A 12,364-nucleotide genomic window follows, 5' to 3' on the forward strand; every position below is an offset into this window, starting at 1 on the left:
TCCGGACAGACACCCCCGCCCTGCTCACAACACGAGAACTCGCAGGCTGCTAATACGGAGCTGAACGTTACTCCCCCCGAAGCCCCCCACGAATCGCCTCGTCAACCAGCCACCGGCGTAACGTCTGAATCCCACGTTCCCGCCGGCGGCTGGTTTTCCAGGCAAAGTAGAACTTGTCGCCGGTCACCACCGAATGGGTCGGTAAACGAACGAAGTCTTCGGAATCCTTCCGGGTACTCAGCATATAGTCGTTGGTCAGGGCGATGCCCTGATGGAACCGCGCAGCTTCCAGCGCCAGCAGCATGTGGCTGAAATGCTGAACACGGGCAGCAGACGGCAACGGCTGCTCCACATCCCGGAACCACGCCTGCCAGTCACCGGCGGGTTTGTCGAAAATGCTGTGGGTCGATAACAACGGAAAACGCGCGATATCCTCCGGCGACAGGGGATCCTCATACCGCCCCTCCGGCTCCGCGTCACGCCCCAGCTCCCGCCGGATACGCTGCCAGTAATCCTGACTGCACACCGGAAACAACCGCTCCGTGTACAAATGCTCGTAGCTGTAGGCCGGCGCCGTGGTGTGGATGGTGATAAAACAATCCGCCACCCGATCCGACAACACCGGGTTCTCGCTGCTCATCTCCAGCGCCAGGTCAATCTGCGGGTGCAACCGCTGCAAATCCGGCAACCGCGGCACCAGCCAGCGCACCGCAAACGAACTGAACACCGACAACCGCAACCGGGACTCCTCATGCCCCAGCAACTGTTCACTCGCCCGTTCAATCTGCAACAAGGCGGTGCCAATGGCATCAAAATACTGCCGGCCTTCGTCGGTCAGCGTCACCGTCCGACCGGAGCGCCAGAACAGCCGTTCGCCCAGATAGGTCTCCAACTGTTTGATCTGGTGACTGACTGCACTCTGGGTGATCGACAGTTCCTCGGCGGCAGCCGAAAAACTGTTCAGCCGGGCAACGGCTTCGAATACGGGGAGGGCTTTGAGTGGGGGTAGTCTCATGGTGGCCTGCTATCGAATTTTCTAATGGCCGACTAATAATGATCATTTTATCGGATAGTTAAACACACCTAGAATCCACCTCCAAGGTTCGGGAGTGTGTCGGGGGACTTGCTTCCGAAAATGTTCGTAGCCATGGATGGCGGAGACAAGCGTACAGGGAAGTACTCGCAGCGGTTTTCGGAAGCAAGTCCCCCGGCACACTCATGCACCAAACCAGCGGAATTCAGGAAGGAAAAGGAGCACCAAAGTGTCAGGCAAAACCGTCAACAGCGCCATTCTGCTGCTGGTCATCGGCAACGCCATGGCCATACTCTCGGACGTCTTCATCAAACTGATGGACCCCGGCGCCCCCGTCTTCCAGTTCGCCTTCCTGCGCTGCGTACTCACCCTGGTGTTCCTGCTGCCGCTGGCCCGCAAACTCGACACAGGTAACCTTTTCGGCGGCCTGAAAGTCCACGCCATCCGCGCCCACATCCACCTGGTCGGCATCGTATGCATGGTGATCGCCCTCACCAACCTGCCGCTGGCTACCGCCAACGCCCTGTTCTACGCCGCGCCGATACTGGTGATGGTGCTGTCGGCCGTAATCTTCCGGGAAAAACTCACCCCCCTAAGCGTCACCGCCGTGTTCAGTGGCTTTGCCGGCATCATCGAGATACTGCGCCCGGTGGAGTTCAACTGGGCCGTCATCGCCGCCCTGGGTTCCGCCTTTGCCCTGGCCATCAACGCCGTCATGGTGCGGCAGCTGCCGAAAGAACAAACCACCGTGCACAAGCTGTTCCTGAACTACCTGCTGATCATACCGGCCGCAGCCGCACTGGCATTCTGGGAAGGGGCAACGTGGAACCTGCAGATCCTGGTCAGCGCCGCCGGCTCCGCCCTGTTCATCCTGGGTTACAACATCACCGTGTTGCTGGCCTATCGGCAGGTGGATGCCAACCAGGTCACCAGCGCCGAATACACCGGGCTTATCTGGGCGGTGGCCATTGGCTGGATCTGGTTTGGTGAGGTGCCGGACCTGTGGTTCCTGGCCGGCAGCATGATGATCGTGGTGCCGCTGGTCCTCATTGGCCTGCGGCACCGGAGGCGACGTTCACCGGCCCGGGGCTTTAACCCCGCCAGCCGGGAAACACCGCAGAAGAAAGGCGCCGCCAGCGCCTGATGACGACCAGATTTGCACAAGCTTTACACCGGTTGACGTTTAACGGTCCTTAACCGCGACAGGTTCGCTGCCAAGCAGGTGCGTCTCTATCGCAAAGGTATGCACACAGTCGTCGCCCAATGCCCGCAGAGACTCCGCCAGCCGCAGCAGATACTCGGAATTCGGGCCACTGGGCCCGGCGGCAGCGGCAATCTGGGCGGCGATATCCGCTTCCGGGGCCTCGCCCAGAAACGCCTCGTTATCCTCCGTGGCGATATACACCAGCCCCTCGGCTTGGCTACCGTCGTCGAAGGTCATGGAGGTGCTGAAGCGCAGGTAGCCGTTCTTCTCCCGCACATCCAGGTACTCGAAGACATTGGGCGATACCCGGTAGGCCATGCCTTTGCACCGGGCTCCGGGCTGCTCAATCAGGGTGACTACCCGCCCCGGTGCTTCCGGTGTACCCCGATGGTCGTGGGAACCCTGCCAGAACCGCCGGGCCCAACCGCGAATAGTGGCAGGGCGTTGTTCCAGAAACGGGAAATCCACCTTGTAAATCAGCGAGCCATAGCCAAACAGCCATACCGATTCGATACCCTCAAAGTTGTACCGGGCCCGATTGTGGTCGATAGTATTAGCAGTCATTCCTGTCCTGATATTTCCGGGAGACGTTTCAATTGCAGGTTTTTCATTCAATCCGGCTGGCATTTCTGGCCAGCTTTGCCGGCTGGCTCATTCAATGTCCGGTTAGCGCAGCCGAGCCGGACAGCCAGCCAATACCCACCTACAGCGTGGTGGTTCAGGATATTGATTACTATCCCATCTACAAGGCTGATTTAGCCAGTAACGAGTATTCCGGTTACCTGCGGGACCTGATGGATGCCTTCGCTGCGGCCGAGGGTATCCGCTTCGAGTACACGGTGCGGCCGGTGAGCCTCAGCAGCTACCATCTGTCATCTGCCCAGCACCCGGACATCATCAACGCACTGGCCGATTTTCTTGAGCAGAACCCCGAAATTCCACGGCAACTGCAGGAAAAGTACCGGTTTCCGGCCTTACCTTCAGGCGACTGAAGCCATAAACCCGGCAATACCGGTCAGAACGATTTCCGCCGCCATGGCCGAGAGAATCAGGCCGCTGATCTTCGACATGATATTCAGGCCGGTCTTGCCCAGGGCCTTTTCCAGGTAGCTGGACAACCGCAGCAACACCGCCAGGATCAGCAAGCCAGATACCAGCCCCAGCAAACCGCCCGCCACTTCCGGCACGGCCTTGAGCTCCGCACCGTAAACCAGGATGGCACCAATGGTTGCCGGGCCAATCATCACCGGAATGGCCAGGGGCACCACGGCGATGTCATCGCGGTCTTCATCCGGCAGGCCGGTGGCATGGTTGCGGGTGCCGCTGTTCACCAGGCTGATAGCGGTGAGGAACAGCAAGCTGCCGGCCCCGATGCGGAACGAGTTCAGGGTAATACCGATGGCGTTGAACAGCAGCGGGCCGGCAAAGAACAGGATCACCCCCAGAATAAACGCCGACACACAGGCCCGGCGGATGATCGACGCCTTCTCGGCTGCCGGTAACCCCCGGGTAAGCGCCAGGAACATGGTGACCACGAAAAACGGCGCCAGCAGGAACAGGAAGCGAATGGTGCTGCTGAGGTAGGTCGAGAAAAACGTTTCAAGCATTGGGGCAAATCCGGCACAGGTTTAAAGCCGGTAAGCATAGCGCCGGTTTGCCGGTTCTGCCGTAAGGAAGAGAACCTATGATGGGTGTTTAGCGCTTCTTGATGGATGGTTTGCGGGGCTTTCCGGGTTTCGACGGCTTGCCCTTCGGGCCGGGGCCGCGACCACCCGCTTTCGGGCCGTTACCGGGCTTGCCGCCCGGACGCTTTCCGGGGCCGGTACCAGAGGCTTTTCGGCCTTTCCCGGCGGGGGCTTTACCGCCGGGCTTTACGCCGACCCTGGCCGGTTTGCTACCAGGACCCGGGCGGCCGCCCTTCGCTGCGGCAGGCTTTTTGCGGGGCTTGTTACCGGCCGGCTGCGAGGCCTCCGACGACGAATCCCGGATGGCGTCGAACAACACCGCCAGTTCCTGTTCAGTGAGATCCCGCCAGGCCCCTACCGGCAGCCCCTGCAGGCTGACGTTCATAATCCGTACCCGCTCCAGCCGGGTGACCTCATAGCCGAAATGCTCGGCCATACGGCGGATCTGGCGGTTCAGGCCCTGCACCAGAATAATACGGAACACAAACCGGGACACCTTCTCGACCTTGCAGCGCTTGGTCATGGTGCCGAGAATCGGTACACCGTTACTCATGCCCTCGACGAATTCCCGGGTGACCGGCTTATCCACCGTCACCAGGTATTCTTTCTCGTGGTTATTACCGGCCCGCAGGATCTTGTTCACCAGGTCGCCGTTACTGGTGAGGAAAATCAGGCCCTGAGAGTCTTTATCGAGCCGGCCGATGGGGAAAATCCGCTCGCTGTGGCCGACAAAGCGCTGGATATTGTCTTTCTCGGCGCTGTCGGTGGTGCTGACGATGCCCACCGGCTTGTTCAGGGCGATAAAGACCAGGTCTTCTTCATCCCGGGGTTCCACCACCTGGCCGTTCACCTTCACCACATCGCCCGGCAACACCTGGTCGCCCACCTGGGCCCGGCGGCCGTTGATGTGAACATTACCCTGTTCGATGTAGCGGTCAGCATCCCGGCGCGAGCACATGCCGCTCTCGCTGATGTATTTGTTCAGTCGGGTGGAGGTTCTGGTGTTCATGGAGCCCTGCCGGATGCCTGGAAATGGGATAACTCACGGTCGAATGCGGGCATCATCCCACCGGGTGGCGGCCACGGCAACCGGGACACGGCCTCTTTTTCGGAAACTACCCTAAGGTTATCTGGAACTTACACCATCATTAGACTAAAGAATTAGGTATTTTTACCAACGCTATTAAGCATGCTTTCTTTTTTCGCTGTTAGAATATCGCGCTTTTCTGTTCGCCCCATCGCCGACAAGGCCAAAAACCGGGGCCGTTAACCGCATAACAAGAGGTGGATCATGTCGACCGAATCCAGGATTCGTTGCCCAAAACTTAGCAAACGTATTATGAGTGCCCGAGACGCTGCCAGCCTGATCCCCTCCGGCGTGAACGTAGGCATGAGCGGCTTTACCGGCGCGGGCTACCCGAAAGCCGTGCCCCAGGCCCTGGCCGAGCACATCCGTGACCACCGCGCCCGTGGCGAGAACTTCCGCATCAGCGTATGGACCGGTGCCTCCACCGCCCCGGAACTGGACGGCGCGCTGGCCGAAGTAGACGGCATTGAAATGCGCCTGCCCTACCAGAGCGATCCCACCTGCCGCCAGAAGATCAACGAAGGCAAGATGGAGTACATGGATATCCACCTGTCGCACGTGGCCCAGCACGCCTGGTCCGGTTTCTTCGGCAAGCTGGATATTGCCGTCATCGAGGTGGTAGGCATTACGGAAGATGGTCGGCTGATTCCGTCGTCGTCCATCGGCAACAACAAAACCTGGATTGACCAGGCCGACAAGGTCATCCTCGAAGTGAACCACGGCCAGAGTGCCGGCCTGGAAGGCATGCACGACGTCTATTACGGCACCGCCCTGCCGCCGCGCCGCAAGCCGATCCCGATCACCAAGCCGGACGAGCGCTTTGGCGAGAAGTACCTGATGTGCCCGCCGGAGAAAGTGATTGCGGTAGTGGAAACCAACTCGCCAGACCGCAACTCCCGTTTCAGCGACCCGGACGAAAACTCCCGTCGCATTGCCGGCCACCTGCTGGACTTCTTCTCCAGCGAAGTCGAAAAGAAGCGCCTGCCGGCCAACCTGTTGCCCCTGCAATCAGGCGTCGGCAACATTGCCAACGCGGTGATGGCTGGCCTGAACGAAGGCCCGTTCAACAACCTGACTGCCTACACTGAAGTACTGCAGGACGGCATGCTGGAGATGCTGAAATCCGGCAAACTGGCCAAGGCCTCAGCTACCGCCTTCTCCCTGAGCCCGGAAGCCAACCAGGAACTGGCCGACAACATCGATTTCTACCGGGACCGCATTGTGCTGCGGACCCAGGAAATCAGTAACCATCCGGAAGTGATCCGCCGCCTGGGCATCATTGCCATGAACGGCATGATCGAAGCCGACATCTACGGTAACGTGAACTCCACCCACGTGATGGGCACCCGCATAATGAACGGCATCGGCGGTTCCGGCGACTTTGCCCGTAACGGCTTCCTGTCGGTGTTCATGACCCCGTCGACCGCCAAGGGTGGCTCTATTTCCACGATTGTGCCGATGGTGTCCCACGTGGACCACACCGAACACGATGTGCAGATTGTTGTGACTGAACAGGGCCTGGCCGACCTGCGCGGCCTGCCGCCCCGCCAGCGGGCGCTGAACATCATCGAAAAGTGTGCGCACCCGGACTTCCGCCCGCGCCTGCGCGACTACTTCGAGCGCGCCTGCAACAGCGGCCGCGGCATGCACACCCCGCACCAGCTGGAAGAAGCCCTGAGCTGGCACCACCGGTATGAAGAAACCGGACAGATGTAACCCGGTTTACAGGGCCAGCCACTGCGCCGGCCCTGTTGTAATGGTCAGCCGGCCAGCGCCGGCTCACCACCCTGTTCCATCACCTCCGCCGATTCACACACATACTGCTCGGCATCAAACCGCCGGGTCTGCTGCCGGAACTGCCAGGTGAAGCCCGGCCACAAGGTGGTGTTCTTGCCGTTCTCGTTCACATACCAGCTCTTGCAACCGGTCTGCCATACGGAGTCGCCCAGTTTGGCGTGCATAGAGGCGTTGTACTGGCTGTAGGCATCCTCTTTTACTTCCACGCTCTTCCAGCCTCGATGGCCCATCTTCTTGATGGCATCCAGCACGTACTGCACCTGGGACTCGATCATGTACACCATGGAGCTGTGGCCCAGGCCGGTGTTGGGACCCATCAGCATGAAGAAGTTTGGAAAGCCGGCCACGGTGGTGCCCTTGTAGGCTTCCGCGCCCTCACGCCAGGCGTCGAGCAGATCCTGGCCACCACGGCCGAAGATCATGCCCCGGGGGATGGGTTCCTGGGCCTTGAAGCCGGTGCCGTAGACAATGCAATCCACCGGTCGCTCGGTGCCATTGTTGTCGATGATGGTGTTACCTTTCACTTCGCGAACGCCCTCCGTCAGTACGTCCACGTGCTCCTGGTCCAGGGCCGGGTAGTAGTTGTTGGAGATCAGCACCCGCTTGCAGCCGAAGTGGAAATCCGGCGTCACTTTCTTGCGCAGTTCCTTGTCCTTGATCTGGTTGCGGATGTGTCGACGGGCCTGCAACTCACCAACTTTCAGAATGCGCGGGTTACCCACGAAGCCAAGCACCCGGGCTTCCAGCATCCAGTAAATGCTCTGGCGGAACGCATTCAGGGTTTGCGGGAACCGACGGAACATGGCCCGTTCCAATGGCCGGATTTCCCGGTCAGGCTTGGGCATGATCCAGGGCGGCGTGCGCTGGTAAAGGTCCAGATGGGCGGCCTCTTTGGCAATTTCCGGCACGAACTGGATGGCCGAGGCACCGGTGCCGATCACCGCCACCCGCTTGCCCCGAAAATCGTAGTCATGGTCCCAGTTCTGGGAGTGAAAACTGATACCCGTGAACGTGTCTATGCCCTTGATCTCCGGATACGCGGGGGTGCTCAGGCCGCCCATGCCGGACACCAGGATCTCACTTCGCAGCTTGCGGATTGGCGGCAGGTCCTTGTCGCTGCGATCCAGCTCATCCCCGGGCTTCAAACCTTTCTTTTCCATGTAGCCCCAGAGTTTTGCACTGTTGCAGGTTTCCACGACCCAGCCGGAGGTGGCCTCATCCCAACGGGCACCCGCCACGTGGGTGTTGAAACGAATGTGATCCATCAAGCCGTATTTCTCGGCGCAATGCCGCAGGTACGCCTGAATCTCCGGCTGGGGAGCAAACATGCGGGTCCAGTTCGGATTCTGCTCAAAAGAGAAGGAATACAGCGCAGATTGAACATCGCAGGCGCAACCCGGGTAGTGGTTGTCGTGCCAGGTGCCGCCGACATTGTCGCTCTGCTCCAGAATCACGAAGTCGTCAAAACCGGCCTCTTTCAACTTGATGGCCATGCCCAGGCCGGAAAATCCGGTGCCAATAATGGCGATCTTGGCGGTTTGTTTCATTGCTGCACTCCTGTGTGGCCTGAAGGGCCTTGCCTGTTGTTGTCGGTATGGTCATCATGACCAGTAGACACATGTATACCGGTCAAAGTAGACGCCTGTATACCCACTCGCACAGGAATGGCCCTGAGTGACAGGTTGTTGGCCCAACGCCCAAAGGAAACACGACTCGATGCAACGACTTGCCGGCGGAAAACTGAAACTGGTCCAGGCCGCTCTAAGGCTGATTACCGAAAGCCGTAGCCTGACCTCCCTGGGCCTGCGGGAACTGGCCCGGGAGGCGGGGTTGAACCCGAACACCTTTTACCGGCACTTCAAGAATCTGGACGAATTCGGGCTGCAGGTACTGGGGTATATCGCCGAAGACATGAAAACCGGCGTGCGACAACTGCGGCAGATGGCGGATTCATCCGAGCAGGCATCCCACGACACCGTCACCTTTGTGTACCACTACTTCCTCGCCAATCCCGCCGCCACCACGGTCGCCGTCCGCGAACTGCACGGGCCCTCCCCGGTGTTACGCCGGGCGCTGGAGGCGCAGCTGGATGCCAGTGCCCGGGAGATGGCAGAGGATATTCTTGAGCGGGGATTGGTGCCGGGTGTGGAGGCCGCTGTGGTGCATGAGATTTCCCACATGACCATCCGCTATATCCTGTTCCGGGCCATGGATTACATTGAGAAGCCCGAGCAGCGGGAAAAGATTCAGCAGGAAACCGAACGGTTTATCAACCGTCAGTTCCGGGGGGCCATGATTGAGGGGCTAAACGAGGAAGAGGTGCTGGCGTTGAAAACTGCACCGGGGCAAACCTGAAGCACGCCCCGGCACTGAACAGCCTTACTCAGTGGTATTAAAAACGTAGGATGACACCGTACCATCGCTGTTGAACCGCACCACCAGGTCCGTCGTTTCTGCATCACCAAAGGCAGACCAGCGATACTTGCCATAAGTCCAGGTACGCTTGCCGTCTTCCACCCCGGTGCGCCAGGGCTCGCCGAACATGTCCTGAATGTCCGCCCGGGTGGTTTCACCAATGCGGATCTGGTCCACGTTATGGGTTGCAAAATCTCGGCCCACCGTCGCGCAGCCCACCAGGGTCGCCAACAACAAGGCCATGCCAGCCAGCTTCAGATGTCGAGCCACTGCCATATCCAACTCCTTTTTCGATGGTTGAGTCATTACTGAACACAGCATAGCGGTTCTGTAAAACTGTGCGATTAACAACCGGATAACTTTCACCCACAAAAAAGCCGCGGGGCCTTAGAAGGCACCGCGGCAAGCAGGATCGAAGGAGTAGTTCGATCAGTAAAGCTTGGCCAGGGATTTCTTGGCAAAGGCTTCCACTTCGTTCAATCGGCCTTCTTTCACTTTCACCAGCCATTCCGGGTCTTGCAGCAGGGCGCGACCGACGGCGATCAGTTCGAATTCATGGTTGGTCATGCGCTCAACCAGCTCGTCGATGCCGGACTGCTCAACGGCATCTTTCTTGCTGGCGAAGGTGCCGCTGATGAAGTCTTCGGTCAGGCCTACGCTGCCAACAGACATGGTCGGCTTGCCGGTGAGTTTCTGGGTCCAGCCGGCCAGGTTCAGGTTGGAACCTTCAAATTCCGGTTCCCAGAAGCGGCGGGTGGAGGCGTGGAAGATGTCCACACCGGCATCCACCAGCGGCTTCAGGAACTGTTCCAGTTGTTCCGGGCTATCAACCAGTTTCGCTTCATAGGCTTGCTGCTTCCACTGGGAGAAACGCAGCATAATCGGGTAATCCGGGCCAACGCGATGGCGGACTTCTTCGACGATTTCCACCACAAAGCGCAGGCGGTTTTCCATGCTGCCGCCGTATTCGTCGTCACGCTGGTTGGTGCCTTCCCACAGGAACTGGTCCAGCAGGTAACCATGGGCACCGTGGATTTCCACGCCGTCAAAGCCAAGGGCCTTGGCATCCTGGGCGGCATCACCGAAGGCTTTGATCACGTCCTGGATATCTTCCCTGGTCATAGCCTTGCCGTTGGGCTTGCCCGGGGCAAACAGGCCTGAAGGGCTGTAACCGGGAACAGACGGATCCGGCTCGATACCTTCTTTGCGCACCGCGCCTACGTGCCACAGCTGCGGGAAGATGGCGCCGCCGGCTTCGTGCACGGCATCAACCACCTGCTTCCAGCCAGCCAGGGCTTCGTCGCCATAGAAGGCCGGCACGTTCGGGTAACCGTTGGCAGCGGCGTGATTCACTACCGTGCCTTCGGTGATGATCAGGCCGACGCCGGCTTCGGCACGGCGACGATAGTAATCGACCACATCCTGACCCGGTACGCCGTTGGGTGAGAAATTGCGGGTCATCGGAGCCATGGCTACGCGATTGCGCAGCTTGAGGTTGTGAAGTTCAAACGGCTCAAACAAAGGACCAAGATTCATACTCATGTGATGTGCAACCTCATTAATTTGGTTTCGTAAAGCAACCCTATTCAATCCGGTTTCAAAATGCAACCCTATTGGGTACACTCCCTTACATGGCCAGAAAACGTTTTGATGATTCCAGTTGCTCCGTCGCCCGCGCCCTCAATGAAGTGGGCGACTGGTGGTCCCTGCTGATTGTGCTGCATGCAATGTACGGCACGCGTCGGTTTGTGGACTTCCAGCAGCAGCTGGGCATCGCCAAGAACATCCTGTGCGACCGCCTGGCCAAGCTGGTGGATAACGAAGTGCTGCGCAAGGTGGATGTGGGCGAACACGGTTCCCGCTTTGAATACCGCCTGACCGAAAAAGGCCGGGACCTGTTTCCGGTGGTGGTAGCCCTGCGCCAGTGGGGCGACAAATGGAATCCGGCGCCAGACGGCCAGCCGCTGGATCTTCGTGACCGGGAGAGTGGCCAGCCTATCCAGGCCGTGACGGTTCAGAACGCCAAGGGTGAGCCCCTTAGTATCCGGGATGTGTTGGTGGCGGAAGACCTGGAGAAGGCCAGCAACCAGGGCTGACTATACGCAGGGCCCGAAGTACCCCCGTTTTTTTGAGTTGGGTCAACCATGCCTCCGAAGCCTGCCGGGGTGGCGCCCTTAATTGTCTTAAATCAAGTTTTCCCTTTCCCCAGCCATTACCCTCACTCCATTGACTTTTAACAAGTGAGGAAATGGCTATGTCTCGTACTTTCAAACTCGGTGTTCTGGCTGCGGCCGTGATGGCTGTTGCTCCGGCTGCTCAGGCTTTTGAAGCCGGCGATTTCATTGTTCGCGCAGGTGCGGTGCACGTGGCGCCGGATGATTCCAGCGAAGTCATTACTGTAGGCTCTGTGGCGGCCCTCGGTGCGGACGCCCGTGTTGCAGTAGACTCCAACACACAGTTGGGTCTTCGTGGCACCTACATGTTCACAAGTAACCTTGGCTTGGGTGTGCTTGCGGCAACGCCATTCAAGCACAACATCAGTGGCGCTGGCGACATTGCAGCCTTGGGTGACATTGGTGAGACCAAGCACCTGCCACCAACTATTACCCTGCAGTACTACCCGATGAAGAGCTCATCTGCTGTACAGCCCTATGCGGGCGTAGGTGTTAACTACACGACTTTCTTCGAAGAGAAGACTGTTCTGGGTGAACTGGATCTGGATGACAGCGTGGGTGTCGCAGTAGAGTTCGGGGTGGACTACATGCTGAGCGAGCAGTTCGGCTTGAACGCCGCCGTCTGGTGGGCCGACATTAATACCGATGCACAAGTGACTCTGGCAGACGGCGTAACCAAAACCGACAAATTCGAAGTAGAAATCGACCCAATGGTCTACATGGTAGGTTTCACCTACAAGTTCTGATCCGGAGTCTCCCCGGCAGCTCGCAACTCACGGAGCTGCCGCAGGAACCACTATCAGAACACAGCGAGTAGGGTGAGGCGTTACCGCCTCATCCCTCTCACAGAACCGTACATACGGGCCACGTATACGGCTCATGCCATTAACTTACCCCGAACTCGGGGACAGTGATGCCGGTTTTGACCTTCGCAAGATCCATCAACTTCAGGTCATTGTGCAGGTAGGT

13 protein-coding genes are annotated in these 12,364 nt (G+C 59.0%); 6 read left to right on the forward strand and 7 right to left on the reverse strand.

Features of this window, described 5'->3' with window-relative positions:
* Positions 1–67: 67 nt before the first annotated feature.
* Entirely contained in the window at positions 68–1,015 is a 948-nt protein-coding gene (locus Q668_RS16025) for a LysR family transcriptional regulator (RefSeq protein ID WP_022990648.1), read from the reverse strand.
* A gap of 247 nt (positions 1,016–1,262) precedes the next feature.
* On the opposite strand from Q668_RS16025, the gene Q668_RS16030 reads away from it, so the two are divergent.
* A complete protein-coding gene (locus Q668_RS16030; RefSeq protein WP_022990649.1) occupies positions 1,263–2,177 on the forward strand; it encodes a DMT family transporter in 915 nt (304 codons plus the stop codon).
* 39 nt (positions 2,178–2,216) lie between these two features.
* On the opposite strand, the gene Q668_RS16035 is transcribed toward Q668_RS16030, so the two are convergent.
* Positions 2,217–2,801, reverse strand: a complete 585-nt coding sequence (locus tag Q668_RS16035) for a gamma-glutamylcyclotransferase (RefSeq protein WP_022990650.1) — start codon at positions 2,799–2,801, stop codon at positions 2,217–2,219.
* 32 nt (positions 2,802–2,833) lie between these two features.
* Between Q668_RS16035 and Q668_RS16040 the strand changes: the two genes are divergently transcribed.
* Positions 2,834–3,229, forward strand: coding sequence for a hypothetical protein (locus tag Q668_RS16040; protein ID WP_022990651.1), 396 nt, complete (start codon positions 2,834–2,836; stop codon positions 3,227–3,229).
* Here the strand turns inward: Q668_RS16040 and Q668_RS16045 are convergent.
* Positions 3,218–3,844 (reverse strand): MarC family protein, encoded by a 627-nt coding sequence (locus Q668_RS16045; protein ID WP_022990652.1) that lies wholly within the window; start codon positions 3,842–3,844, stop codon positions 3,218–3,220. The two genes, Q668_RS16040 and Q668_RS16045, sit on opposite strands and share 12 nt — an antisense overlap.
* Before the next feature lie 88 nt (positions 3,845–3,932).
* Positions 3,933–4,931, reverse strand: a complete 999-nt coding sequence (gene rluF / locus Q668_RS16050) for a 23S rRNA pseudouridine(2604) synthase RluF (protein ID WP_036220350.1) — start codon at positions 4,929–4,931, stop codon at positions 3,933–3,935.
* A 282-nt stretch (positions 4,932–5,213) separates the two neighbouring features.
* Here rluF and Q668_RS16055 point away from each other — a divergent pair, with 282 nt between their 5' ends.
* On the forward strand, positions 5,214–6,725 hold the full coding sequence (locus Q668_RS16055; RefSeq protein WP_036220353.1) for an acetyl-CoA hydrolase/transferase family protein: 1,512 nt from the start codon (positions 5,214–5,216) through the stop codon (positions 6,723–6,725).
* A 44-nt stretch (positions 6,726–6,769) separates the two neighbouring features.
* Here the strand turns inward: Q668_RS16055 and Q668_RS16060 are convergent, their stop codons facing one another.
* A complete protein-coding gene (locus Q668_RS16060) occupies positions 6,770–8,353 on the reverse strand; it encodes a flavin-containing monooxygenase (RefSeq protein ID WP_036220355.1) in 1,584 nt (527 codons plus the stop codon).
* A gap of 169 nt (positions 8,354–8,522) precedes the next feature.
* Between Q668_RS16060 and Q668_RS16065 the strand changes: the two genes are divergently transcribed.
* Positions 8,523–9,161: a TetR family transcriptional regulator gene (locus Q668_RS16065; protein ID WP_036220358.1), complete on the forward strand. Its 639-nt coding sequence runs from the start codon at positions 8,523–8,525 to the stop codon at positions 9,159–9,161.
* A 24-nt stretch (positions 9,162–9,185) separates the two neighbouring features.
* Here Q668_RS16065 and bamE read toward each other — a convergent pair whose 3' ends face one another.
* Together bamE and Q668_RS16075 are read right to left on the reverse strand one after the other, a co-directional pair.
* Positions 9,186–9,497, reverse strand: a complete 312-nt coding sequence (bamE, locus tag Q668_RS16070; RefSeq protein ID WP_052009733.1) for an outer membrane protein assembly factor BamE — start codon at positions 9,495–9,497, stop codon at positions 9,186–9,188.
* A gap of 153 nt (positions 9,498–9,650) precedes the next feature.
* Positions 9,651–10,763, reverse strand: coding sequence for an NADH:flavin oxidoreductase (locus Q668_RS16075; RefSeq protein ID WP_036220361.1), 1,113 nt, complete (start codon positions 10,761–10,763; stop codon positions 9,651–9,653).
* A gap of 89 nt (positions 10,764–10,852) precedes the next feature.
* Here Q668_RS16075 and Q668_RS16080 point away from each other — a divergent pair, with 89 nt between their 5' ends.
* Entirely contained in the window at positions 10,853–11,317 is a 465-nt protein-coding gene (locus Q668_RS16080) for a winged helix-turn-helix transcriptional regulator (protein ID WP_036220364.1), read from the forward strand.
* Positions 11,318–11,475: 158 nt separating this feature from the next.
* Positions 11,476–12,141 carry an OmpW/AlkL family protein gene (locus tag Q668_RS16085; protein WP_036220367.1) on the forward strand — a complete coding sequence of 222 codons (666 nt, stop codon included), beginning with the start codon at positions 11,476–11,478 and terminating at the stop codon, positions 12,139–12,141.
* The last annotated feature ends 223 nt before the right edge of the window (positions 12,142–12,364 follow it).

The sequence above is a fragment of the Marinobacter sp. ES-1 genome, from assembly GCF_000475255.1.
In the GTDB taxonomy this organism is placed as follows: domain Bacteria; phylum Pseudomonadota; class Gammaproteobacteria; order Pseudomonadales; family Oleiphilaceae; genus Marinobacter; species Marinobacter vinifirmus.